At 61.2% G+C, this 24,300-nt stretch carries 20 protein-coding genes; 9 read left to right on the forward strand and 11 right to left on the reverse strand.

All coding sequences use genetic code 11. The annotated features are described in order from the left end of the window. Positions 1–66 precede the first annotated feature (66 nt). The 3 genes from DIE15_RS02260 to DIE15_RS02270 all read left to right on the forward strand — a co-directional run bounded on the left by DIE15_RS02260 (position 67) and on the right by DIE15_RS02270 (position 3,003). Entirely contained in the window at positions 67–1,011 is a 945-nt protein-coding gene (locus tag DIE15_RS02260) for a LysR family transcriptional regulator (RefSeq protein ID WP_057924907.1), read from the forward strand. A gap of 115 nt (positions 1,012–1,126) precedes the next feature. Further along, positions 1,127–1,885 carry an SDR family oxidoreductase gene (locus DIE15_RS02265; protein WP_057924906.1) on the forward strand — a complete coding sequence of 253 codons (759 nt, stop codon included), beginning with the start codon at positions 1,127–1,129 and terminating at the stop codon, positions 1,883–1,885. A 140-nt stretch (positions 1,886–2,025) separates the two neighbouring features. Beyond that, positions 2,026–3,003, forward strand: a complete 978-nt coding sequence (locus tag DIE15_RS02270) for a helix-turn-helix domain-containing GNAT family N-acetyltransferase (RefSeq protein ID WP_124832356.1) — start codon at positions 2,026–2,028, stop codon at positions 3,001–3,003. Between the two features lie 13 nt (positions 3,004–3,016). On the opposite strand, the gene DIE15_RS02275 is transcribed toward DIE15_RS02270, so the two are convergent. Both DIE15_RS02275 and DIE15_RS02280 read right to left on the reverse strand, forming a co-directional pair. After that, complete coding sequence (locus DIE15_RS02275) at positions 3,017–3,349, reverse strand: cupin domain-containing protein (protein WP_057924904.1); 333 nt, start codon at positions 3,347–3,349, stop codon at positions 3,017–3,019. Between the two features lie 434 nt (positions 3,350–3,783). Then, the gene (locus DIE15_RS02280) at positions 3,784–5,262 is read right to left on the reverse strand and encodes a sensor domain-containing diguanylate cyclase (protein ID WP_057924903.1); all 1,479 of its coding nucleotides are present in this window, start codon (positions 5,260–5,262) and stop codon (positions 3,784–3,786) included. 130 nt (positions 5,263–5,392) lie between these two features. Here DIE15_RS02280 and DIE15_RS38095 point away from each other — a divergent pair, with 130 nt between their 5' ends. After that, positions 5,393–5,728, forward strand: a complete 336-nt coding sequence (locus DIE15_RS38095; RefSeq protein ID WP_082664602.1) for a 3-isopropylmalate dehydratase small subunit 2 — start codon at positions 5,393–5,395, stop codon at positions 5,726–5,728. A gap of 55 nt (positions 5,729–5,783) precedes the next feature. Here DIE15_RS38095 and DIE15_RS37345 read toward each other — a convergent pair whose 3' ends face one another. Both DIE15_RS37345 and DIE15_RS02295 read right to left on the reverse strand, forming a co-directional pair. Further along, entirely contained in the window at positions 5,784–6,194 is a 411-nt protein-coding gene (locus DIE15_RS37345) for an alpha/beta fold hydrolase (RefSeq protein ID WP_221624153.1), read from the reverse strand. A 240-nt stretch (positions 6,195–6,434) separates the two neighbouring features. After that, the gene (locus tag DIE15_RS02295) at positions 6,435–11,948 is read right to left on the reverse strand and encodes an AAA family ATPase (RefSeq protein WP_124832266.1); all 5,514 of its coding nucleotides are present in this window, start codon (positions 11,946–11,948) and stop codon (positions 6,435–6,437) included. A 592-nt stretch (positions 11,949–12,540) separates the two neighbouring features. Here DIE15_RS02295 and DIE15_RS02300 point away from each other — a divergent pair. Next, positions 12,541–12,930: a response regulator transcription factor gene (locus tag DIE15_RS02300; RefSeq protein WP_057924900.1), complete on the forward strand. Its 390-nt coding sequence runs from the start codon at positions 12,541–12,543 to the stop codon at positions 12,928–12,930. 50 nt (positions 12,931–12,980) lie between these two features. On the opposite strand, the gene DIE15_RS02305 is transcribed toward DIE15_RS02300, so the two are convergent. Next, positions 12,981–13,649 carry a response regulator transcription factor gene (locus DIE15_RS02305; protein WP_124832267.1) on the reverse strand — a complete coding sequence of 223 codons (669 nt, stop codon included), beginning with the start codon at positions 13,647–13,649 and terminating at the stop codon, positions 12,981–12,983. A gap of 930 nt (positions 13,650–14,579) precedes the next feature. Between DIE15_RS02305 and DIE15_RS02310 the strand changes: the two genes are divergently transcribed. Next, positions 14,580–15,332, forward strand: coding sequence for an acyloxyacyl hydrolase (locus DIE15_RS02310; protein ID WP_244104782.1), 753 nt, complete (start codon positions 14,580–14,582; stop codon positions 15,330–15,332). Positions 15,333–15,584: 252 nt separating this feature from the next. Here DIE15_RS02310 and DIE15_RS02315 read toward each other — a convergent pair whose 3' ends face one another. Continuing rightward, entirely contained in the window at positions 15,585–16,160 is a 576-nt protein-coding gene (locus DIE15_RS02315; protein ID WP_124832268.1) for a YbhB/YbcL family Raf kinase inhibitor-like protein, read from the reverse strand. Between the two features lie 524 nt (positions 16,161–16,684). On the opposite strand from DIE15_RS02315, the gene DIE15_RS02320 reads away from it, so the two are divergent. Next, positions 16,685–17,416, forward strand: a complete 732-nt coding sequence (locus DIE15_RS02320) for a glutathione peroxidase (RefSeq protein ID WP_057924897.1) — start codon at positions 16,685–16,687, stop codon at positions 17,414–17,416. 22 nt (positions 17,417–17,438) lie between these two features. Next, the gene (locus DIE15_RS02325) at positions 17,439–18,560 is read left to right on the forward strand and encodes an alkene reductase (RefSeq protein ID WP_057924896.1); all 1,122 of its coding nucleotides are present in this window, start codon (positions 17,439–17,441) and stop codon (positions 18,558–18,560) included. A 227-nt stretch (positions 18,561–18,787) separates the two neighbouring features. On the opposite strand, the gene DIE15_RS02330 is transcribed toward DIE15_RS02325, so the two are convergent. The 5 genes from DIE15_RS02330 to DIE15_RS02350 all read right to left on the reverse strand — a co-directional run bounded on the left by DIE15_RS02330 (position 18,788) and on the right by DIE15_RS02350 (position 23,284). Beyond that, positions 18,788–19,297: a hypothetical protein gene (locus tag DIE15_RS02330; RefSeq protein ID WP_124832269.1), complete on the reverse strand. Its 510-nt coding sequence runs from the start codon at positions 19,295–19,297 to the stop codon at positions 18,788–18,790. A 233-nt stretch (positions 19,298–19,530) separates the two neighbouring features. Further along, positions 19,531–20,379: an SDR family oxidoreductase gene (locus tag DIE15_RS02335; RefSeq protein ID WP_124832270.1), complete on the reverse strand. Its 849-nt coding sequence runs from the start codon at positions 20,377–20,379 to the stop codon at positions 19,531–19,533. Positions 20,380–20,596: 217 nt separating this feature from the next. After that, positions 20,597–21,547, reverse strand: coding sequence for a VTT domain-containing protein (locus DIE15_RS02340; RefSeq protein WP_057925164.1), 951 nt, complete (start codon positions 21,545–21,547; stop codon positions 20,597–20,599). 76 nt (positions 21,548–21,623) lie between these two features. After that, on the reverse strand, positions 21,624–22,058 hold the full coding sequence (locus tag DIE15_RS38100) for a DUF3331 domain-containing protein (RefSeq protein WP_082664601.1): 435 nt from the start codon (positions 22,056–22,058) through the stop codon (positions 21,624–21,626). A 248-nt stretch (positions 22,059–22,306) separates the two neighbouring features. After that, entirely contained in the window at positions 22,307–23,284 is a 978-nt protein-coding gene (locus DIE15_RS02350) for a LysR family transcriptional regulator (protein WP_260428162.1), read from the reverse strand. Between the two features lie 11 nt (positions 23,285–23,295). Between DIE15_RS02350 and DIE15_RS02355 the strand changes: the two genes are divergently transcribed. Then, positions 23,296–24,045 carry an SDR family NAD(P)-dependent oxidoreductase gene (locus DIE15_RS02355; protein WP_124832271.1) on the forward strand — a complete coding sequence of 250 codons (750 nt, stop codon included), beginning with the start codon at positions 23,296–23,298 and terminating at the stop codon, positions 24,043–24,045. Positions 24,046–24,300: the final 255 nt, after the last annotated feature.

Consider the following 24,300-nt stretch of genomic DNA (forward strand, 5'->3'; position numbering starts at 1 on the left):
GCACTCTCATCCCACAATAAAATGCCGGGAATCTGCTTCATCACTGAATGGAATGATCACCGAACCATGGAACTCAGCGAGATCGACCTCAACCTGCTGTTGCTGTTCCAGCGGCTGATGCAGGAGCGGCGCGTGTCGAGCGTCGCCGAGCAGATGAACATGAGCCAGCCGGGCGTCAGCAACGCGCTCGCGAAGCTGCGCCGCCGGCTCGGCGATCCGCTGTTCGTGCGCGGGCCGGGCGGCGTGGTCCCGACGCCGTTCGCATTGCGCCTGGCCGAGCCGGTTGCGCAGGCGCTGTCGACGCTGCATGCCGCGCTCAATCCCGAAACCGGCTTCGATCCGCTGCGCGCGTCGCGCACGATGACGATCGGGATGACCGATATCGGCGAAGTGGTGTTCCTGCCCGCGTTGCTCGAATATCTTTCGCGCGCGGCACCGGGCATCGCACTCAATACGGTGCGCAACACGAGCGTCAATCTCAGCGACGAAATGGCCGACGGCCGCGTCGATCTCGCGATCGGGCTGCTGCCGCAACTGCAGGGCGGGTTCTATCAGCGGCGGCTGTTCGATCAGCGGTACGTGTGCCTGTTCCGGCGCGGGCATCCGCTCGAAGACGCGCCGCTGACGATCGACGCGTGGCGGGACGCCGAGCATCTGGTCGTCGTGTCGGCCGGCACCGGTCACGGGCAGGTCGACGAATGGCTGAAGCGGCGCCGCGTGAAGCGCCGCGTGCGGCTGACGGTGCCGCATTTCATGAGCGTCGGCTATATCCTGCAGCGCACCGACCTGATCGCGACCGTGCCGGAACATCTTGCGCTGCAGCTCGCCGCACCGTTCTCGCTGGGCTGGCGCGCGTTGCCGGTCACGCTGCCGGGCGCGCCGATTCACATGCTGTGGCATACGCGCGTGAATCAGGACGAAGGCAACCGGTGGTTGCGGGATGTCGTAGTCAGCCTGTTCGCGGAAACCGAAACACGCGGACGGAAGTCCGCGCCGGCGCGCAGGAAATAGCGCTCGCACCGCGAAACCCGTGGTGCGCGGTACGATGTCGCGTCAATCGGCGCACGGCGAGTACATCGCCCACCCGCCGCCTCTTTCCTCACCCCAACCCGCAGGGAATCAAGCCATGTCTGCCTCGAACAAGTTCGCCGCCGTCACGGGCGCCGGCTCCGGCATCGGTCGTGCCGCGGCTATCGCGCTCGCGAACGCCGGATTTACCGTCGCGCTGATCGGGCGCAAGGAAGCATCGCTGCATGAAACGAACGAGGCGATCGCCGCCGCCCACGGCGACGCGCATGCGTTTCCGGCGGACGTCACCGATGAAGCGTCGGTCGAACACGCGTTCGCGCAGATCGCACGGCAGTTCGGCCGGCTGGATGTCCTGTTCAACAACGCCGGCCGCAACGCGCCGGCCGTTGCGCTCGACGAATACGAACTCGGCGTGTGGAACGACGTCGTCGCGACGAACCTGACGGGCGTCTTTCTGTGCGCGCGGGCAGCATGGCGCCTGATGAAAGCGCAAACGCCGCAGGGTGGCCGGATCATCAACAACGGCTCGATCTCCGCCTATACGCCGCGCCCGAACACGATCGCGTACACGGCCACCAAGCATGCGGTGGCCGGCATCACCAAGTCGCTCGCGCTCGACGGCCGCGCGTACAACATCGCGTGCAGCCAGATCGACATCGGCAATGCGGCAACGTCGCTCACCGACCGGATGACGGAAGGCGTTCTGCAGGCCGACGGACGCATGGCGCCCGAGGCACGCATGGACGTCACGCATGTCGCGAATGCGGTCGTGCAGATGGCGAATCTTCCGCTGGACACCAACATCCTGAACATGACGATCATGGCGACCACGATGCCGTTCGTGGGGCGCGGCTAGGTCGCGCCGCCGCGCCTTTTTCGGCGCGCAGGCCTGCGATATCGGTCATGCATGCCCTGCATGCCGACGAAATCGGCCTTGACAAGTTGCGAGTCGCAACTAATATTACTTGCGACTCGCAACTTTCTGTTGGGCTGGTCATGGACCTCATCGATATTCCGGCGAAGCCTCGCGAGGCGACGATCCTCGAGCTTCGCGATTTTTCCCGCAAGCTGGTTCGCGAACTGGGTTTCATGCGCGCGACATTGGCCGATAGCGATCTGGCGCCCTCTGCCGTTCACGCCGTGCTCGAAATAGGCATGGCGCCCGGCATCAGTGCAAAGGATCTGGGCAGCATGCTGCGCCTGGACAAATCGAATACGAGCAGGCAGCTTTCCCGGCTCGAAACGGCCGGCTTCGTGACGCGCCGCGTCTCCCCCGACGATGCACGTGCGACCGAGTTGTACCTGACTGCCGACGGGCAAAAACTTCGCAAGAAGATCGACCAGTTCGCGACGCGTCAGGTGTCGAACGCGTTACGCCGAATGGTTCCGGCAGACCAGCAAACCCTCGTCCGCGCCCTCGCGCTTTACAGCGATGCGCTCGCGCAGGACAACGTTGCCGGGGCGCCTTCACCGAAACCGGACGCCGCGCAGATTGTCGACGGCTACCAACCCGGCTGTATCGGCGACATAGCAAGCCTTCACGCGCGGTTCTATGCGGAGCACTGGGGGTTTGGCGCGTTCTTCGAGAAAAAGGTTGCTACCGAACTCGCGGAATTTGCCGGCACGCTGCCGGCTGAAGGCAAGGCTCTGTGGCTCCATGCGGAGAACGGCCGTGCGCTCGCCTCTGTCGCAATCGACGGGAATAAAGCCACGGGAATCGCACATTTGCGATGGTTCATCGTCGACGACGCATTGCGCGGCTCCGGTATCGGGCGGCAACTGATGACGCGCGCGATGCAGTTCGTCGACGATCAGCAGTTCGGCGAGACCTACCTGTGGACGTTCAAGGGCCTGGATTCCGCACGTCACTTATACGAATCGTTCGGCTTTACGCTGACGAGCGAATCGGAGGGCGCGCAATGGGGAACCAGCGTCATCGAGCAGCGCTTCAGCCGATACCGGCCAGGCCAATAAGCCACCGCGCGATTCAGCGTTCGTAATAGATCGCGAGCCAGACCGACTGTTGTTCCGGATGCGTCCACGCGACGCGATGCCGGCAATGCGGCTCGATCAGCACGTAGTCGCCGGGGCGCATGTCGTGCAGCGTCGCGTCCGCCTCGAACTCGAGCACGGCCGCGCCCGACAGCAGCACGACCCACTCGGCACGCGGATCGTCATACCAGAACCCGTCGGGACTCGCGTGCCCCATTGACACGATGCGCTCGACGTTCAGGCGCGGCCCCGCGACGAGTATGTCGATCCGTTCGTCGTCGCCGCGCACCGCTTCGGTGCTGAACAGATTGCCGGTTTGAAGTTGCATGGCTCGCCCCTCGCATCGCCCGTCGTTCGACGGCGGTTGACGTCCACTGTAGCGCGGCGGCCTTGGTCGCGGCGAACTTGTTTGCGGATCCCGGCACGACCGGCGCTCGAGCGGCCGCCTCGTCGTCGATATCGCGCGCCGTCGGTTCATGACGCACGATCGACGGAAACACGATCGGAGCAGCCGCACCGACCGCGACGCCCCGGAACATGTCCGTGCCGGGACGGGCTCCCAACGGATATGGATCGATGAATCGTTCGGTATGCGTCGTTAGGTCTCCGGCCGCATTCGCCTGGCAGCAGCACGCATGCGCAAGCGCGGACTTCCTCGTTACCACGTCGGTTGCGCATCCGTACTTCCGGTATCCGTCCACATTCTCGACAGCATGTGATACGTGCTCGCCGGCTGCAACAACGCTGCCATGCCGCGACGCGTCACGCCGGCGCCTGAAAGGCGGCGACCTTGTTCCGGCCGGTCGCCTTCGCGTGGTACAGCGCCTCGTCGGCAGCCTTGATCACGCTGCCGGCCTCCTCATCGTGCTCGGGCGTCCAGCTCGCAAGGCCGATACTGGCGGTGACGCGCCCATGTTCGCTGCCGACGTGCTCGAGCGCCAGTTCGTCGATTGCCGCGCGAATCCGCTCGGCAATCTGGGCGGCGCCCGTCTCGGGCGTATCGGGGAGCAGCACGACGAATTCCTCCCCGCCGTAGCGGGCTGCGGTATCGGCCGGCCGGCGGATGTTGTCGCCGATGCAGCGCGCAACCGCGGCCAGCGCGTCGTCTCCCGCCTGATGGCCATAGGCGTCGTTATAGGCCTTGAAGCGGTCGACATCGACGAACAACAACGAGAAGACCGATCGCGCTCGCCGGGCACGACGCCATTCGCGATCCAGCACTTCCGCGAAGCTGCGGCGATTGTTCAGCCCGGTGAGGCCGTCGGTGCGTGCGAGCAACACGAGTTCCGATTCGGCGCGCATCCGGCGCCGGAGTTGCGTGCCGAGCATGACCGACACCGCGATGAACGCAGCGCCGAACGTTGCCACCAGCGCGCCGATCGTCGCGGCCCGGTGCCGCCACGCCGCATAGATGTCCTGCTCCGCTTCGGCGACCATGATCATCAGCGGCAGCTTCGGCAGATGCCTGAAGTAGTAGAGACGGCGCACCCCGTCGAGCGTCGAGGTTTCCGAGAATACGCCCTCCCGCGCGGTCTGAAACCGCTTGAAGGTCGCGGCCTGGCTGATGTCGCGGCCGATGGTGCGAGCGTCGTACGGCTGACGCATCACCATGACGCCGTCGCTGCCGATCAGCGAGATCGAACCGTGCTGCCCCAGTGACAGGCCGGCAAACAGATGGTGGAAATATTCGAGGTTGACCGCGATGAGCACGATCCCGGCGAACGAGCCGTCGGGGTTCGAGATCCGCCGCGTGAGCCCGATGCTGAGCGTGCCGCTGCGCAGGCGCGACGGGTACGGGTCGCTGATATAGAGCCCTGCATCCGGATTGTCGCGATGGACGGTGAAGTAGTTGCGGTCGGCGAAATTGCCGCGGCGCGGCACGTCGTTGGCGGAATCCAGGACGATGTTGCCGGCGGCATCGAGTACCAGCATCGAGCCGAGGAATTGTGCCGTCATCGCGTTATCGAACAGCGCGGCGCGCCGCACGCTCGCGGGTGCGTCCATCAAGTCATGACGTTGAAGCCCCTGGATGACCGCCTGCAGCGACAAGTCATAGAGTTCGAGGTTGCGTTCGATGTCTCGCTCGGCGACCAGGCCGAGATTGCGGGAAGTTTCGCTCGCCCGCTCGAGCGCGTCGTTGCGGCTCTGGAACAGCTGCAGCACGCACAGCCCCATTAGCGCGCAGGCGATCACGATGCCGATCACGACGATCGTATAGGGAGCCGCCGACCTGGATTGCATGTGTCTCCTCTGTGACCAAGCTTGTGCGCAGACGCACGCTGCGCTTCCTTCATACTAAAAGACGCATGATGGCATATCAAGCGGCCCAGGCATCGATCATGGCGCGATAGGGGCGTGTCGATGCCCGCTGATGTCGCACCCGATCTTCATGCATCCGGGGCCGGAATGCTCGCCGGCAGAATCACGACCGGCGTATCGCCCGCCTCGATCCGGCACGGCGGATCCCGAGTGCGGGCGCGCGAACATCCTCGCTGCAGGAGCGAACGTCGGTTGCCGTTCCAGCCGGGCGCATGCGGCGTGGGGCCTGCAACAGGCAGGCTTGGGAGCGGTGATCGCGCCAGGCTTCGGCGAAATCTTCCATTTCAATGCGCTCGACAATCGGTTGCCGCTCGTCACGCTCGAGCCCGCCGTCGTGGCACAACTCATCGCATTGGTAGCGCATAGATGGTTGTATTGGCAACCATAACGATGGCACGACCGCACTGACCGATCACGATCGGTCCGGTCTTTGCCCAGTCGAATCACTCGGCAGGTCGATCCGGCCCGAAGCCTCTGCCTATTCCCGAAGAAGCACCCTGGATCCGGCTTCGACCAACGGGAGGAGACAAACGGTAGCTGGAATCTGCAGAAACCGCCACGCGATGTGGGCAAGGCTTGCGGTCAGAGCAAAGCGGCCAGCCATGGCTGAGCGTGACTACCTGACCATCCTTCGGCCCCCATTCCTTGTAGTAGATTTCGACGCCATCCTTGGTGGTGATCCTGTCCGAGGACCGAATCCTCGCCCCCGCCGCACCGGCAGTGGGCTTCGGTGCGCAATCCGTAGCCGCTGCCGCGGCGTTCGGCACCATGGCAGCGACGGTTGCCAGGACCCCGCCCAGCATCAGGTCTCGACGGCCTGCGTCATCGGGAGACAGGTAAGAGTCAGGTTTCATGCCATACGCTCCAGTTCCGGAAGAAATCGTCGCACTGGCCGATCAGTTGGCCACGCAACCCTATGCGTGCCGTCGGCGATCTACCGACGCGACTGAGCGCTGCAGGAAAAGCCACCGTTCCACGATCGACTGGAACGTGCGGCGACGAGCCGCTCGCGCAACGGCTTCGGTTACGCCGGCAGAAAAAACGTCGAAGACGGTTCCGCATGGTCGGTGCCGCGTCGCGCGACGCCCGGGATGCTAGTCTGCCGTGGCCGGATGCAGCGGCACCGTGAACTGGACAACAGCGCCGCGCGGTGAATTGTCACTGGCCCATAATTCGCCGCCATGAGCGTCGACAATGGAGCGGCATATCGACAATCCCATCCCCAACCCGGTGGGCTTCGTCGTGTAGAAAGGTGCGAAGACGCTTTTCGTGTTGTCCGGACCAAAACCCGGCCCCGAATCCCGTACAGTCACCCGTACGCCGCCAATCTCGGACGTCCGGGTATCGATGCGCAGTTCTCGCCGGCCATCGTCGACACCGTTCATCGCTTCGAGCGCATTGATCACCAGATTCAGCAGCACCTGCTGCAGCTCGACACGGTCGCCTTCAACGCATGGCAAGTCGTCGGCGAGCTGTATCTCCACCGAAGCGCCGTTCTTCCTTGCTTCTCCCCGGGTGAGTTCGATCACCTCGCGAATCGCGTCGTTGAGGTTCACCGGCTCCTTCCGCGGCGGGGCTTTCCTGATCAGCTGGCGAATCCTGCCCAGCACGTCCGACGCGCGATTGATGTCCTTGACGATGCGGCCGAGCGCAAGGTTAGCCTCGTTGATATCCGGCGGCTGGAGGTTTAGCCAGCGCTGCGCGGCCTGAGCATTGGTGACCGTTGCGGCAATCGGCTGATTGACCTCATGCGCGATCGAGGCTGCGAGCTGCCCCATGGTCGCCACACGATTCGCATGCGCCATTTCGGTCTGCACCTCCCGATAGCGCCGCTCGGTCTCGCGGATTTTTTCCGCGGCCTGCTTTTGCTCGGTCAGATCAAGCACGAACGCGACACCTTCATTCCGCCTGGCCTCAAAAGTCGCCAGGCCGACAATGACAGGCACGCGGGTCCCGTCCTTCCTGATGTACTCCTTCTCGAAAGGATCGACACGGCCCGTCCGCTGAAGCGCCTGCAGCCTTTCATCGGCCTCTTGTTGTGCTTCCACCGGCGTCAGATCCCTCCAGCGCAAGCGGCCCGCCAGGAGATCGTTGCGGTCATATCCCACTATGCGCAGAAATACGTCGTTGGCCTCCAGAACTTCGCCGTTGGCATTCCAGACAAGAATGCCGATGATGTTCGCATCGACAAGGCGCCGGATTTTTGCCTCCCGCTCCTCGACGTCACGATAGAGGCGGGCATTTTCCAACGAGATCGCAGCTTGCGATGCCACAAGCTTGAGCACGGCGATACGCGCCGGACTGAACACATGGGCGGCCAGATTGTTCTCGAGGTAGAGCGCGCCGGTCAACGTTGCCCGATTCATCAAAGGCAAACAAAGAATGGAACGCGCACGATGCTCGCGAATATACGGATCGTCGGCAAAGGTGGGCACAATCGCGGCATCGTCGAGAATGATGCTCTCGCGGGTACGCAAGACATGGTACAGAACCGCCTGCGGCAGCATCTCGCCGCTCACCGGCAGATCGCACAGTTGCAACTGGATAGCCGTCTCACCGGTCGTCGCCTGCGCCACGATGCTATGCTCGCCGTGCATCGGCAGGATCAGCAGACCTCGTGCCGCGCCCGCCTGCTCGACGGCCGTGCGCATGACCATGTCGATGAGTTTTTCGAGGACGATATCGCCGGACGCAGCCTGCACCACCTTGATCACGGTCGCCAGATCCAGATGTTCGACTGGCGCATCGATCGTGACCGACTGCCCGGGAGTCAGCCTGTCGGTTCGCTGGTAAGCATTCAGGTAGGGATAGTTCGCTTCGAGTTGCCGGACCTTTCCATCGGCCCCCCAGCGCAGATAGCCATAGCGGGCGTCATGCATATATACACGGGCAATTCTCCCGAGGCCGCGAGCCGCATAAAAACGCGCTGCCAGTTCATTGGCCAGCGCCTCGACGTGGATGAAACCGCTTTCCTGTGCCGAGCGAACAGCCTGTTCGTAGCACATCTCGGCGTCGGTCACACGACCTTCGAGGCGCGCGATCTCGGCACCGATCAGCGCACTGTGGCTCGCGAAATTCTCCGCGCAGAGATCCGACCAGATGCGGAGTTGCCGGTGGTGATCGTTCAGCGTGTCAAGGTGCGACGGCCACTGTTCGGGGCGGACGGCGTCGCAGTGACGGGCCAGGGTCAACGCGGCATAAAAATAGTACTCGGCCTCCTCGATGAACGCGTGCAGCGTCCAGCGTAGATCGTGTGCCTTCGCGGCGGCATGCATCGCTGCTTCGTTGTCTCCGGCGATGAAGCCAGCTTGCAGTTTCCGGACCCAATACCAGCATGCCGCAATCGAATGCGACGGCGCGGACAAGCGTTGCTCGACCTGTGCTTCGTCGAACGCCCCATCATCGAGGCAGCCAAATTTCGGTGTCGTGCCACGGAGCATCCGGATGAGTGCGAGCTGGCTTTCGATGAAATCGATGACGGCGCCGAATCGCACTTTCCTGGCATACGCGAGACCACTTTCGGCCTCTCGCTGCAGCTCGGCCAGCGGCTCACCGATAAAGAGCAGATTCGAGATGAGGCAGTTGCACGAGAATGCGCCAATGGGTACGTCACCGATCTGGTTGGCCAGGTCGAAATTGCGGCGCAACCGATCGCCGCACGTCCGTACCGGTTGTACCCAGTGAGCGACGAAAATGGAAAACGGGTGATACGTGCTGGCTTTGTAACGCTCGATCCCGCGCCGCTCGACAAGCATGCGTCCGAGATGGCCGAATCGGAATCCTGCCTCGTAGTCACCGAAAAGTCGTCCGGCGAATCTCGGAAGGTGAACATAGGCCACGCAAGAAGCATCGCCATTGCCATGCTCGAGACTCAGGGTAATTGCTTTACAGACGGTCAGACAGGCAAGGTTGCAATCCGTGCACACGGCCGGTGCCAACAGCTTGGTCAGCACTTCGACGGTTGCAAGAACGGTCGGGTCATCCATCGACGGAAGCTCGACGAGCTCTTCGATTGCCTGATCGCCGAGCAGCGACCAGATGCGATTATATTCGCTGCGTACCGGCACCGCGTCCGGGCGCGGCGACCAGTCCAGGCCCACGTGACGAAGAAACGTCAGGCAAACCGCGATCGCATTTTCGTTCTGGTCGAGGATGAGATACAGGTCTGCCCGCAGACATGCAACCCGGGCGCGCTCGACGGTCGTGGCGGCACGTTTCGACAGTTGCGCCAATCGCTCTTCGGCGGCCGACAATTGACCGGTCAGGAATTCACATTCCGCGCGGCCCAGTTCCAGCGCGAATATCAGCTCGTGTCTGCGGACCCAGCAATCGTCATTCAACAGCGACAAGCCGGTCGAGAAATAGGCGAGCGCGGACGCGTAGGCAGTCGATGCCTTGGCGCGCCGGCCGGCAAACAGGTTGAATTCTGCCAGCCGCTCTCTCTCATCGCGCTCGGTAATCAGTGCGGAGCCGCGGTTGAGCTGCCCCGCAATTTCGAAGATCGCCTCGTCACGCCGTTCCGGTGGCGTTTGCGCAGCAAGCACGCGACCGATTTGCAGATGGGCTTTGGCGCGCGCCTCTTCGGGAATCAGCGAGTACGCCGCTTCATGAACACGATCGTGAACAAACGCGTAGGCCCCTTCAGACTGCTCGACCAGTTCCTGGCGGACCGCGTCCCACAATGTCACGGGGACTGCAGATTCCGGAACGGCAAAGACACGCGACAACGTCGAAATCTCAGCGACGTTCCCAAGGCATGCGAGTTGCTGCAGTGCCTGCTGCGTTTCAACCGGCAAACGGACCAGCTTGCCGATCATCAGATCCACGACGTTGTCGGTGTATCCCTTGGCATGGATGCTGGCCGCATCCCAGATCCAGGTCGACGCATCATGATCGAAAGTCAGCAGTTCCTCTTCCGCCAGCGTCTGCAGGAACTGGATCAAGAAAAACGGGTTGCCGGCAGTCTTCTCCTCCGCCAATCGTGCCAGCGGCTCGATACACGCGCGATCGCAATGCAACGACTCCGCAATCAACTGCTCGATGTGATGCCTCGAGAGCGGCGCCAACTTGATCTCGTCGATCCTGGCACCCGCGTGCCGGATCGACCGAAGTCTGCCCGTCAATGGGTGCGTGGCATCGACTTCGTTGTCGCGGTACGCGCCGACGAGCATGAGGTAACACAGGCCGGGGTCGACAAGCAGATTCTCCAGAAGATCCAGCGTTGCCGTATCAAGCCACTGCAAGTCGTCGAGGAACAGCACGAGCGGATGCTCCGCCTTGGCGAATACGCCGATGAAACGCCGAAATACGCGCAGGAACCGCTGCTGCACCTGATGCGGTTCGAGCTTGGGAAGCGGCGGCGGCTCACCGATGATCAGCTTCAACTCGGGGATAAGGTTGGTCACGAGCGCCGCGTCGGGCTCGAGTGCGTCGCATAATGCATCGCGCCACGTCGCAAGGTCCGCGTTGGACTTGCCGAGCAGTGTGCGTACCAGACCTTGAAAAGCCTGCACAAGCGTCGAATACGGAATGTCGCGCTTGTACTGATCGAACTTGCCTGATGCGAAGAGCCCGCGAGGCGGCACCAGCACTCGATGCAATTCGTGGACGACAGAGGATTTGCCGATACCCGAATAGCCCGAGACCAGCACCAGCTCAGGTGTGCTGGTATTGAGCACGCGTTCGAACGCGGCGCACAGGATGCCGACCTCGCGCTCCCGTCCGTACAACTTCTCGGGAATCCGTAGCCGGTCCAGCGTGCCGTTCTCGTCCAGTCGAAAGTCGTCCACGCGCCGCTGACGCTCCCAATCGGTCAGGCAGCGTTGAAGATCGTGCGCGAGACCGGCGGCCGTCTGATAGCGCTCCTCCGCTGTCTTCGCGAGCAGTTTCATGATGATGTGGGACACCGTGGCCGGCACGCCAACACGTCCGCTGGGCGGCACCGGCTTTCTGGCGATATGACAATGCACCCATTCCATCGCGTCCGCTGCACTGAACGGCAGCACGCCGGTAAGCATCTGGTAGAGCGTGACACCCAGCGCATAGAGGTCGCTGCGCGAGTCGACGGAGCGATTCATGCGTCCGGTCTGTTCGGGCGCCATATACGCGAGCGTGCCGGAAATGGTCTCCGGCGGTTCAGGCGCCTGGCGCTCGCGTGGCAGCCGCGAGGCGAGGCCGAATCCGGTCAGGCGCGCTCGTCCATCGGAACAGTTCACCAGAATATGTAGCGGCTTGACGTCCTTATGGAGGAGTCCGTGCTTGTGAACGTTGACCAGCGCCGAAGCAATCGCAATAGCAACGCGCAAGAACGCCCCGGTCTCCATAGGCGCGCCAATCAGACGCGTCAGCGGCTCGCCGCCGGGGTCCTCGAACATCAGGACCGTGCGGTTATCCGCGCGCAGCAGCTTCAGCGGCCGCACCGCCCATGCACCATCGAGATGATTTTTCAGGCCGAATTCGTGAGTGAGCCGCTCTATGCTGGACGGCAATGGATGCTCGGCTGCGGGATACGCATACAGGACGCTGCCGCCACCACCCTCGCCTCGGCACGTTCCCCGGGAGACAATGCGCTCACCGTCGTCCCACAGAATCTGAAGTCTCTCACCCATCGGAACCGGAGCCTTATGAAGGTCTTGATCTGCCGCGTGCTGCCGTCGAACTTTGGTCCGTGATCACGGCTGCACCCCGCATCTCAGTGCAAAGTCGGCACCGATACACGCCGAAGCTATCTAGTCAAAAACATCTTCGCGATGACAAATCGCCGCATAAACAGGTACGCCGCCAGCATATTACCGCGCCATTTAAGATTACCGCTACCTTTCATATTTACCATTGGAAAGATTCGCCACTCGGCCGCCGGTCGTCGCGCGTATCCGCCGAATCCTGATCATGCCGATTACCCTTCCGTCGGTACGACCGGATCATCCTCGCGGCGCAGGCTGCGCTGGCGCACCCTCGCTCACCAACAGCGAATGCGCATGTTCAACGCAAACCGAGCTCCGCGTCCGCATTCGTGGCGATACTCGATCGAACGAGAGCGGTTCGCAACACTCGCTCGACTTCGTCGACGATCAGGTCCACTAATACATAGGTACTATTTCACATCTTGCAGATGAGATTTACGCTGGCTACCGTCAAAGCATAAGCCGACGCGTTCTCGCTGTGCCGCACGACGGTCCAGCGCACGCTGCTCCTTTCCCGATGTACGAGGCCGAACACTTGCGTGCCGCTCAAATAGTTTCGATAGTTGACGACGATGAAGCCTTCCGGCTTGCGACGGGTAGCCTCGTGCGCTCGTTCGGCAGGCCAACACGCCTATTCGCGTCTGCGGAGGAATTTCTTGATTCCGGTGGAATCGCCGAAACATCGTGCCTGATCTCAGACGTCATGATGCCCGGCATGTCGGGAGTCGACATGCTGATCCGGATTCAGGCACTCGGCCACACCATGCCGACCCTGTTCATCACGTCGTTTCCGACTGCCGATCTGAAAGCAAAGGCGCTGGCAATCGGCGCACTGGTCGTGCTTGGCAAACCAGCGGATCCCGATGCCATCGAACATTGGCTCAACTTCGCACTGAAAAAGCCATAGGCGGTCGACAACCGTTGGGGCAGCGCGCCGCCGGAGCCTATGCATCGTCTCTATTTCTTCAGTTGCGGAGTAGCGCCAAGCGATTCCGATTTTCTGACGAGATCGGCGACCGACCGAACCGCCATCTTCCTCATGACCTGCCCGCGATGAATCTTCACCGTGACCTCGCTGAGGTTTAATTCAAAGGCGATTTGCTTGTTTTTCAAGCCTGCCACAACGAGGCTCATGACTTCCCGCTCGCGCGGTGTCAGTGAATCATAGGCGGCGCGAACCGCCAAACCCGACTGTTCGGCTATCAGCCGTTGTCCGTCGCGCGCCAATGCATTGGCAACGGCGTCCAGCATGTCCTGATCACGAAACGGTTTCGCCAGGAAATCAACCGCGCCCGCTTTCATCGCCTTGACCGTCATAGCAATATCGCCATGCCCGGTCATGAATATGATCGGCAGACGCATGTTGCTGGTTGCTATCTGCTCCTGAAAAGCGAGACCGCTTTCTCCACGAAGCCTGACATCGAGAATCAGGCAACTCGGCACGCTGTATTTCGGGAACGCAAGAAATTCCTGCGCCGATTCAAATGTCTCGACGCGAAGCCCGATGGAGCGCAGCAGGGCATCAAGCGCCTCGCGCATTGATGCGTCGTCGTCGACCACATAGGCGACAGGGTCCTCGCGGTCGTCGTGATGCCGGGGCAACGTCGAATGCACCCGTGTGCTCATTTCCCCTCCTTGCCCTGCATTGCTGTGAGCATACGAACCGCTCGCTACCGCGCTCCAGTGTCGCCTGCCTGGTATCCCGCCGCCGAAAATCACGGCAGCCCTACGGGAACTATACGGGGCACGATTATACTGCGCCCGCCGTCGAATGGAATGTGCCATTAATCGCGACATTGAAATGCAGATATTGGACACAGTCCTATCACATCAATATTGGGCCGCGATTCGCGCCCGACGCGACTGCCGGACGATTCACCTCCTTCTTCAACCGGCCTGGTTGCCGCTGTTTACAGGCCAGCCGAACAACGTGTTCGCGCAGTCTCGGTCGCCGTTCCGCCAAGTCGATCTCGAGCGTTCATCGATTCAACTGGTGCATAACGGACAACACGATGAGTCCACCTCGCTGCCTACCGCCTCCGCTCGCCGCCCACTACGATCGTGGCACGCGGCTATTGCCGGAATCCGCGTACCGCAAGCCGGCTGGCTTCTCGCCTGAAGCGAGCCGTCGACCGACCGGCCTGCCCCGGACCATCCGGCGACCTCTTTGGAGACTTCACGATGCCTGGCGTACGAGACGTCCCATTGCGCGACGGCCGGCCCTCTGGCGATCCGGTTCCGTCATCTCATGCGCCGAAGGCGCGACATCGATCTGTCGGCTACGACAAAACGCAATGAGTGCAAGGAATTCAACAGCGGCGCCAGCACGAAGCAGCCTACGTCGTTTAATGCCATACCGACCAGAACGCCTTTGAAAGATGGTTACATCCCCCCCATCGAAATCCAGCGACTCTCGCACGCCGGCCAAACGTGCGAGCGAAGAATTGCCCAAGGAAAATACCTATCTACGTGCCGTGATGATGTACCTCAAGGAGCTCGAAACATTACTGCAGGCAAAGATGCAGACAGCACAACGGAAGCGGCACAAATAACCGAATGACCGTCGATTGTCGTGCGCTGGGCAACACGCAATTTCCACGTGGCGAGCTTCTGGAATTTCGGCGATTTCCATACGATTTACCGCATATATTTTCCGGCAAGTCGGCGGTCGAACAGATAGCCCATATTTCGCACATGACATCATATGAATCGCCTTGCGAACCGATCAAGGCACGCCATTTTTCGATCAACGCGCTCATGCGTCCTGTCGCCGCGGCCGCATTGCTGAGTATCGCCAATTCGAACGTCGCTGCAGCAGAGCTCGTCAGCTGGCATCATCCGGCCGTGCATCTCGGGTATGGTCGAGATACGAGTCACGACATCAATAAATACGAGCTTGGCATCAACTTCAACACCCCCATTCAGTATGGCAATCCGGAGGGCTGGTTGTTCAGGCTCCAGGCAGAAGCGAATATAGCCGGCTGGAATACACGCGGCGAAACGAACAAACGCGACCTGACGGAACTCGGACTCTCGCCGATACTCCGCCTCGAAAAGCACGGCGGTCATGTCGTGCCGTTCGTCGAGGGTTCGGTTGGCGTGCGCATCTTGAGCCATGCAGGCACTTCCGACCAGCACCGCATGGGCAGTGCGTTCCAGTTCTCGGATATGGTGGGGGTGGGTGTCGGCCTTGGCAAAAACGCCGCCACGGAAATTGGATTCCGCTTCCAGCATATCTCCAATGCCGGCATCAAGGAACCGAACCCGGGGAGCAATTTTTACTCGGGCTACGTACGCTATCGCTTTTGAAACCCCGTGCCGGTCGCGACGATCGGGCATCGAGGAACCTCTGGCCGCGTGCATCGATCCCGTCAATTGACCGCACCGTGCGACCTGGACACAGTCGATGCGCGAGCAACGCGTCATCCGTGCGCGCCCCTTCAGGGCGCCATCTTGCGTATCGACCATGAAGCGTTGCGTGGCAGCGTTCCCGGCCGCGACACTGCACGGCCACGCACGTCGTGATGCCGACCAAACATACGCTCGACCGGCATTCAGCCATCAATTCGACTGTCGATGGTACGTCGCGACATATCGTGCCTGGGCAATGATGTTTCCATGCATCTGATATGCGACGACCGCCGGACTCGACGTCGGCTTCACATCGACGCTCGGGACCGACAGCGCGGATACCGTGACGACATATCGATGTGATTCGCCTTGCGGCGGGCATGGCCCACCGTACCTGGACTCGCCAAAATCCGTCAACGTCTCGAGCGCGCCGGCCGGCATCAGTCGTGCGTCTCCCGATGCCCCCTTCCGAATCGCCGTTTCCGAAGGCGGGATATTGACGACATCCCAGTGCGTCCATCCGAGTCCGCCCGTCGGCGCGTCGGGATCGTAGATGGTCAGGACGATGCTTTTCGTTCCGGGCGGGATGTGCGACCACGAGACGCGGGGCGAGACGTTGTCGCCCTGACAACCGAATCCGTTGTACACCTGCGCATTCACGAACCGACCGCCCTGGTCGAGATCGTCAACCTTCACGGCAAACGGCTCGGCAAACGCCACTGTCGGCATGACTGCGAGAAGTATCGCGGAGCAGATACTCGCTCGCGTAACCATATCGAATCGCATGGGGCACTCCTTGGAGAGATTCAGTGAGATGCTTCGTACGATCGGATCGACATACGGCATGGCGCGTATGTGACGATCGTCGACGCGAATTCTAGGCCCGAGCTTCGAACCTCAGTAGCACCGCGGGCGAACTCACCATATTGCCTGGGCGACAACAATCGACAACGTGCGGAAATACAGAGACGCTCCGCATTTCGCATATCGTGCACATCGGGACGAATTCGCACATTCGACGGACTCCGGATTCATCGCTTGAGTGAATCCGGGTTTGAAGATCGACGTCGTTCGTTCCGATACGCACGCGAGATTGCAGCAAGGAGGGCCGAAGCCTCGTGAGCGTGGCATCGCTACGTCGCGTCGTTGGTGCATTTCACGCACGGCTGTATTGCCGCGCGACCCCGTCGACCATACAGCGATCGCACCCCATACTGATCATCAGCAACGATCAACCGGGTGCGGACATTGTCCGTTTCACACATGCCGTTCTCCCGACCGGATCACCGACTGCCGATGAGGAGCTCAACATGCCGCAATCCCGTGAAGGTCAACGCGTGCCCAACGTGACGTTCCGCCTATGCGAAAACAACGCATGGAGGAACGTCAGCACCGCGGAGCTGTTCGATGCCAGGACGATCGCCGTATTCTCGGTGCCGGGCGCCTTCACCCCGACGTGCTCGTCGACCCACCTACCGCGCTTCAATGAACTGGCACCTGCGTTCCATGCCGCCGGCGTGGACGCCATCCTTTGCGTGGCCGTCAACGACACCTTTGTGATGAACGAATGGGCCAGGAACCAGGAATGCCGGAATATCGTGATGATTCCGGATGGCAACGGCGAGTTCACTGACGGCATGGGCATGCTTGTCGACAAGACGGGTTTGGGCTTCGGCAAACGAAGCCGCCGCTATTCGATGCTGGTCAGGAACGGCATCGTGGACAAGATGTTCGTCGAGCCCGATGAGCCGGGCGATCCGTTCAAGGTGTCCGACGCCGACACGCTGCTCGACCATGTTGCACCGGATGCGCTGCGTCCCGACCGGATCGTCGTGTTCTCCAAGGTCGGCTGCCCTTACTGCGCGAGGGTCAGGCAGTTGCTGTTCGACCATGACATGGAATATGTCGAGGTACCGCTCGACCACAACATCCGCGCCAAGGTATTGGGCGCCGTATCCGGCAGCATGACCGCGCCGCAGGTGTTCATCAACGGCCGGCACATCGGCGGCGCCGAAGCACTGGGACTGTACCTTCAGCAATAGGTTGCCACACGAGGAAACCAACATGACTCAACTTTTCAAGCCGTTCGATCTCAACGGAATTCCACTCGCGAATCGCATCGTCATGGCTCCGATGACCCGATCCCGCGCTGCAAACAATATTGCCGACGAACGCACCGCGCTCTATTACGCGCAGCGCGCGACCGCCGGACTGATCGTGACCGAAGGAAGCCCCATCTCACGCGAGGGCCAGGGCTATCTGTTCAATCCGAGCATCTACTCGGACGAGCAGACGGCCGGGTGGCGGCTCACCACGGATTCGGTTCACGCCGTCGGCGGCAAGATTTTCGCGCAACTGTGGCACGTGGGCCGTGTATCGCACACGAGCCTTCAGCCTGACGGCAAGGCACCACGCAGCGCCACGTCGCGACTCGCAAAAGACTCGATCGTCTTTGCCTACGACGACCAAGGGCGGCCTGGGTTCGTTTCGGCGTCGACGCCGTCCGCCTTGTCGACGAGGGAAGTCGGGCGTGTGGTCGAGGATTTCGTTACCGCCGCGGCCAATGCCGTCGACGCCGGATTCGACGGCGTGGAAATCCACGCTGCCAACGGCTACCTCTTCGAGCAGTTTCTCAATCCCCTGGTCAACGATCGCACCGACCGCTATTCGGCGACGCCTGGAAATCAGTTGCGCTTCGCGCTGGAAGTCGTTGACGGCATTGCCGCACGTATAGGCTCCGGGAGGATCGGGATCCGGATCTCACCGTATGGGCTGCTGTTCGATATGCCACACTACCCGGGCATTCTCGATACCTACGGATCGCTTGCCGCTGAACTCGGCATGCGCCGCATAGCGTATATCCATGTCATGGACCAGACGAACGTCTCGGTGGCGCCCCAAGACGCCACGGCCTCGGAAGCCCGTACCATCGAGTTGCTTTCCCGTATCAGGAACGAGGCGAACCAGACTGCGATCATCCTCGCCGGAGGCATGACGGCCGAACGTGCGCGCTCGTTCATAAGCGATGGCCTGATCGATCTCGCCGCATTCGGGCAGCCGTTCATCTCCAATCCGGATCTCGTGCACCGACTGAAAACCGGACTGCCGCTCGCTACGGCCGATCGTTCGACCTACTACGGTGGCGGCCTGAACGGATATGTCGATTACCCGCCATTCGCTGCCTGAATACCGGCCGAACAACTCGAAGGCGCATCCGCGGATGCGCCTGCCACATCTGGTCCGGCGCGCGCCGGCACGAAGTCGTCCAGCCTCGCCAGCGTAAACATCGTCTCCGTGTAGCCGTCCGCTCCGCGCATCGAGCCGGTATCCGGGTTGCCAGTCGGGTTGCCGGTCGCTTGCCTCGACGCTCGCCTCTCCCGACGGATTTCTCTCAAGTTGCGCAATACCGCACTTCAGTCCAAGCGAAGGCTCTGCTCCATCGCGTAGCACCGGTCCCAGACGAAAGTGTCGAACCCGCCCAACCGGGTGCTCCATTTTGGCGTCAACGCATTGACGCAATATCCGGCCGCACGCGCCGTATAGGCGTCTGTGAGCGCGCACGGGTTTTCTGCATCGGCCGGATGAATTCCGTCCACGAAAGGAATCGTCTTCAGCGCTGCCGTTGCCGCACGCTTCACGTCGTTATCGAACCCGATCCGGGTCAGCACGTCGGCACGCGTCCCCAATCGCGCGACGTGGCCTGCTACCAGCTTGTCGAAGGGCAGCTTCGCGATCATCTCCACCTGCGCCATCCAGGCTGGCACGTCATGCGCAACGGCAAAGCGCCGGAACGGCATCCATCCCGGGAAGACAAGATCGACGACCATCAACGTCTTCTGCTCCGGCGCATAGATGAAGATGTTGCCGGGTTCGTGGCTGTCTCCGTAGTAGGCGAGTTCCAGGCGCTGGCTGCCCAGTTGCATTCGTTAGGTCTTCTTGAATACGACGGTCGGGAGAGGCCGCGCCGGACCTGCGTCGTGAAGCAGCAGTCGTTTCGTCTCTTCCTGCGCCGCGATGACAGGGTGACCGCCCAGAAGGCCCGCGCCGCCGATGAGATCGGTACGCGTGTTGCGTGAAATACACCCATCGACAACGCTCCGTTTCATCTCGAGCAGATCGAAACCACCCCCGTCGAATCACTCGAGAGCCGGCGCCGTCACGCCGGAGCTTCCAGACCATAGAGGCGGCGTACGGCGGCTTCGAACGCTGCGGGCGCCAGGCTGCGTTTCATCTCGTCGGCGTAAAGAGCCTCCTCGCCGACAGGAATGCGAGCTGGCGCATCCGGCTGCTCGATGGTGCGGAGAACGGCTTCCGCCACAGCGATCGGGTCGGGGCCCTCGTTGATGCGGTTGGCGATCACCGGCAGCAGCTTGCTGGCCACAACGGCATAGGGGGAATCAGGTGCGGTCGTGCGCGGGTTGGCGGCCAGGCCGCGAGACACGAAGCCGGTCCGAAACAATCCTGGTGCCACCGTGTGCACTCGAATGCCGAAGGGCGAGAGTTCGCACCGAAGCGATTCGGTGATTCCTTCGACCGCGTACTTGCTCGCGCTGTAGTGCGCCAGCAGCGGCAGCCCCATGTTTCCGAGAAACGATCCGACGTTCACCACGACGCCATGCCGTGCCTGCCGCATCGCGGGAACGGCCGCACGAATGAGCCTGAGCACGCCGAAGACATTGACGTCGAACTGACGGACGAACTCCTCGTCGGTGCCATCCTCGATGCTCGCCACCAGACCATAACCGGCGTTATTCACCACGATGTCCAAGCGGCCGGCCGAAATCAGCACAGCGTCGACAGCCGCCGCGACGGAAGCGGTATCCTGCACGTCGAGCGTTATCGGGGTAATTGGGAGATCGTGTTCTTTCGCCTTGCTGCGGATCGTTGCCAGCCCTTCCCTGGACCGGGCTCCCGCGAAGACACGGTATCCTCGCCGGGCCAATAGCAGCGCCGTCGATAGTCCCATGCCGGAGTTGCCGCCGGAAATCAGGACGGTTTCTTGCATTTCTGTTCTCCTTAATAGATGGGGCGCCAGGAAAGATTCATAAACACGCATTTATTGAGCATGTTTTAGGGCGTCAGCATAGATATATCCGGTGCGACAAAAGGACCTATAACGTGCCGAAAGCCCGCATGCAGATCCCTCGCCTTACCGGATCGCTGCCCTCACCGTGCATCGATCGCAGAATGCGGCGTTTCCGTAAACAGCGGTAGCTGATCCATTAAATCGGATCGACATGAAAACCCGCGGTCCGCCAAGCATCGATACCGCCCGCCAGCGGCAACGCGATTTGCGCGCCCGCAATTCGCAATCGCTTGGCCATCCAGGCGGCCGACACTTCCGCCGGACACGAGCAATAGATGACGATCGTCCGACGGGTTCCGAATTCACTGACGATTTCATGCGCCTTTCGTTCATCGGCAAAAATCGAACCGGGGATGACAAACGGGTCGATGACTCGGCGCTCGGGAGAGCGGATATCGAATATCACGGGATACGGGTTGCTTGCCAACAAGGCATGCAGCTCGCCTGCGCTCATTCGCGCTGTTTCGAGTGCTTTCTCGAGCAGCCTTCGCCGCCAGTATCGATACAGGACATAAATCGCCAAAACGGCCACGCCGACAATTAACGCCTGCCACCCAAGGCGGGCCGCCCACATGAATATGACGTCGATCTGCGCTGAAAACAGCGAACCCGCAAGCAGCCCGACGAACGCCCAAAGACATACCCCGACGCAATCGTACGAAATGAACGAAGGCAATCTGACGGCCATGGCACCGCACAACGGCACGGCAACGAGGGACAAGCCGGGCAGGAATCGTGCAACGATCATGACGCGCACGCCGTATCGTCCAAAGAACCGCTCCGTCTTTCTCACGCAAGTATCGCGAGATAGCGACAGCTTGCATATCGTTCGAAGCGTTCGCTCGCCATATCGTTTGCCTCCCTGGAACCAGACAAGATCACCCGCGACACCAGCCAGGACGGCAGCTGCAAGTATGCTCGAGAAATGCAACAAATTCGAAGCGGTTGCGTTGCTCGCAATGGCAATGCTGGCGCCGACAGTAATCAGCGTCGGAATGGCGGGCAACGGCAAACCGAGCGAAGAGCCCAGGACATTCAAAAAGACAATCAGGGCACCATATCGGGATATCAATTCATGCGATAGCATCATTCACCTCATCAACTCTTCGCTCGACCGGTCGAATTTCCCAACTTTTTTCACACGTCCTCGATGAACGCCCGAATCAGCCCATGTTCATCAAATGTGCAGGCAATGAATTCCATCCCTCTCGCCAACCGAATTTCGCAACCACCTCGGCCAAAATCATCGCCTTGGCGTTCACGGGAATAGGCCGACACATTGGCCGATATATCTCCTCTCCACATCCGATCAGTCGCCCACTGATTGCACAAACTCCGGCGTGACGCGCCCGTGTCAATCGCCACGTTTGATTTCCGAAACAACCTACAGTCGGATCGCTCCAGGCGACGGTAACCGTCGTCGAGGTCGGACGTTCTATCAAGCGTATCGATGCTCCGCGCGAGGAGCGGGCTTGAACCCTCTTCGGGCGAATTTTCTCACCACCCGCAAGGACATGCGTTCGTGCCGCAATATCGGCCTGACATGCCGCCAGCGCATTGATCGTCTGTGACCAAGGATCGATTGATAGAGTAGCCATATAACATCCGGAGATCCCGCTTTAAAAGCAACGCAATATATGGAGCCAACCAAGCCAAAGCATCGCGGAACGCTCACCTACCGCGCTCGATGACGGAATGAATCGATAATACGAAAGCACCAAGGGATTTCTTGCAGCAGATCGTAAGGCACGGCATGGCGTGCGGGTAGTACTGCAACGGTGCTTACTATGTTGTCGCCCGGACACCAGTCCGAACCTTGCTTCCATGCCACCCACTCACTGAGCGGCTAAAGCGCACGCGCAGCAAGTTCCGCGGCAACGAAGTCAAGGAAAATTCGGGCTCTGACCGGCGGACGTCGGCCAAATGCATGCACGGCCTGCACGGGTATGGATCTCAACGGAATGTCCGGCAATACCAGACGCAACCGTTCAGCGTCGAGTTCGGCCTGCACGGCCAGCCTGAGCATCTGAGCAATGCCCAGGCCATGGACAGCGGCGATTCTCATCGCCTCCCCGCTGTCGGAATCGAACGAACCGTCGCGCGGCAAGTAATCGCCGTCGGCAAACATGATCGGCGTCACTTGCCTGGCCAGCATGTACCGCACATGGCGGTGCTGCGGAAGATCCGACGCGGTGACCGGGATACCGAACCGAGCCAGGTAAGCCGGGGAAGCCACCAGAACCAGCGGCAATTCAGTCAGCGGCCTGGCGAACAGGTTGCCGTTAGCCACATGCCCAACTCGCAGCGCCACATCGAAACCGTCCCGCACGAGGTCGACATGCTGGTCGCCGAGACCGACATCGAGCTTGAGCTTGGGATGGCGTGGCATCAGTTTTGACGTGATTGCCGGCAGCAGCGTCCGGCCCAGATCGCTCGGCATGCTGACTCGAAGCGTCCCCGCTGCTGCAGACGGTGCCGTCAGCACTTCCGTGGCCTCTTCCAGCCCGCGTAGATGCAGCGCGATTCGTCCGTAATATGCCCGCCCCTCTTCGGTCAACTCGAACGAACGCGTTGATCGATGGACCAGTTTGGCGCCAAGGCGCGCCTCCAACCTGGCGACGCTCTTGGATATCGCCGATGGCGTCGTGCCGAGCAGCTTCGCAGCACCGGTAAAGGAGCCGGCCTCCACCGCGCGAACGAAGGCCGACAGGCCATGCAGACGTTCAATTGTCATTGATGACAAAGTGGCACTGATGATGCGCTCATTGTAGGACTGGTCGAAGAAATGCGCCGCGTTTAGATTCTCGAACGAATCAACTCCCAACCGACCATCTCATGAACAAGCTTGCAGGAAAGGTTGCAGTCGTCACCGGCGCAAACAGCGGCATCGGGTTCGCCATCGCCGCACGCTTTGCCGAAGAAGGCGCCAGTGTCGTCATCGTCGGCCGCCGCGCTGCCGCCGTGGACGAGGCGGCTGCACGCCTGGGCAGGAACGCCACCGGCATTACCGGCGACCTCACGGCCCTCGCGACACACGAACGCGTTGCAACATTGGTTGCCGAACGCTTCGGCAACGCGGACATCTACGTAGCCAACGCCGGCATGAACGTGATTGCGCCGTCCGATCAGGTCTCGGTCGATGAGTACGACGCACAGTTCGCAACCAATACCAAGGCAGCCTTCTTCGGTGTTCAGAAGATTGCGCCATTACTTGGCAACAACAGTTCGATTGTCCTGGTCAGCTCCATTGCCAGCGGCAAGGTGCTGGACGGACATACCGTCTACGCCGGAAGCAAGGCGGCGCTCGAAGCATTCGCACGCAACTGGGCTCTGGAGTTCAAGGAGCGCCGAATCCGCGTGAATGTCATCAGCCCGGGCCCGACAGACACCCCGATCCTCGGAAAGCTCGGCATTACAGCACAGGATCGTCCTGCTTTCGAAGCCGTCATGGCGGGCGCTGTTCCATTCGGCCGACTTGGGCGCACCGAAGAAATCGCCAATGCCGCCCTGTTCCTCGCTGGCGACGAAAGCACCTTCATCACTGGCGTCAACCTGCGAGTCGACGGGGGAATTTCACTCACCTGACCGGAAAGCGGGCCCGGAGCACTCGCGCGAAATCAATTCAATAGTTCGGCCCTCGCTCGACCGGGAATGTGGCCATACCGGGCCGGGTGGCCCGCAACACACGGTCCCGCGCGACGCCCTCTTCGCCATCAGACATTGCCCGCCTTACTTCCTGGCATGGTAGCCCCATACTTTGGTATTAGTTGTCGCCGCCCATATGGAAGGCACTACCAACCCGTTGAAGAATTGTCTTATGGCCATGCACGCGTATCCTTG

This window comes from Burkholderia sp. Bp9031, from assembly GCF_003857965.1.
Lineage (GTDB): Bacteria > Pseudomonadota > Gammaproteobacteria > Burkholderiales > Burkholderiaceae > Burkholderia > Burkholderia ambifaria_A.

Excerpts from the sequence above, each read along its gene's own strand:
- DIE15_RS02325 (WP_057924896.1), top strand. The coding sequence starts at position 17,439 with ATGACTCAACTTTTCAAGCCGTTCGATCTCAACGGAATTCCACTCGCG.
- DIE15_RS02310 (WP_244104782.1), top strand. The coding sequence starts at position 14,580 with ATGACCGTCGATTGTCGTGCGCTGGGCAACACGCAATTTCCACGTGGC.
- DIE15_RS02305 (WP_124832267.1), bottom strand. The coding sequence starts at position 13,649 with ATGAGCACACGGGTGCATTCGACGTTGCCCCGGCATCACGACGACCGC.
- DIE15_RS02265 (WP_057924906.1), top strand. The coding sequence starts at position 1,127 with ATGTCTGCCTCGAACAAGTTCGCCGCCGTCACGGGCGCCGGCTCCGGC.
- DIE15_RS02280 (WP_057924903.1), bottom strand. The coding sequence starts at position 5,262 with ATGCAATCCAGGTCGGCGGCTCCCTATACGATCGTCGTGATCGGCATC.
- DIE15_RS02355 (WP_124832271.1), top strand. The coding sequence starts at position 23,296 with ATGAACAAGCTTGCAGGAAAGGTTGCAGTCGTCACCGGCGCAAACAGC.
- DIE15_RS02330 (WP_124832269.1), bottom strand. The coding sequence starts at position 19,297 with ATGCAACTGGGCAGCCAGCGCCTGGAACTCGCCTACTACGGAGACAGC.
- DIE15_RS02295 (WP_124832266.1), bottom strand. The coding sequence starts at position 11,948 with ATGGGTGAGAGACTTCAGATTCTGTGGGACGACGGTGAGCGCATTGTC.
- DIE15_RS02300 (WP_057924900.1), top strand. The coding sequence starts at position 12,541 with ATGTACGAGGCCGAACACTTGCGTGCCGCTCAAATAGTTTCGATAGTT.
- DIE15_RS02270 (WP_124832356.1), top strand. The coding sequence starts at position 2,026 with ATGGACCTCATCGATATTCCGGCGAAGCCTCGCGAGGCGACGATCCTC.
- DIE15_RS38100 (WP_082664601.1), bottom strand. The coding sequence starts at position 22,058 with ATGGCTACTCTATCAATCGATCCTTGGTCACAGACGATCAATGCGCTG.
- DIE15_RS02315 (WP_124832268.1), bottom strand. The coding sequence starts at position 16,160 with ATGCGATTCGATATGGTTACGCGAGCGAGTATCTGCTCCGCGATACTT.
- DIE15_RS37345 (WP_221624153.1), bottom strand. The coding sequence starts at position 6,194 with ATGAAACCTGACTCTTACCTGTCTCCCGATGACGCAGGCCGTCGAGAC.
- DIE15_RS02275 (WP_057924904.1), bottom strand. The coding sequence starts at position 3,349 with ATGCAACTTCAAACCGGCAATCTGTTCAGCACCGAAGCGGTGCGCGGC.
- DIE15_RS02260 (WP_057924907.1), top strand. The coding sequence starts at position 67 with ATGGAACTCAGCGAGATCGACCTCAACCTGCTGTTGCTGTTCCAGCGG.
- DIE15_RS38095 (WP_082664602.1), top strand. The coding sequence starts at position 5,393 with ATGTCGCACCCGATCTTCATGCATCCGGGGCCGGAATGCTCGCCGGCA.
- DIE15_RS02335 (WP_124832270.1), bottom strand. The coding sequence starts at position 20,379 with ATGCAAGAAACCGTCCTGATTTCCGGCGGCAACTCCGGCATGGGACTA.
- DIE15_RS02320 (WP_057924897.1), top strand. The coding sequence starts at position 16,685 with ATGCCGCAATCCCGTGAAGGTCAACGCGTGCCCAACGTGACGTTCCGC.
- DIE15_RS02340 (WP_057925164.1), bottom strand. The coding sequence starts at position 21,547 with ATGCTATCGCATGAATTGATATCCCGATATGGTGCCCTGATTGTCTTT.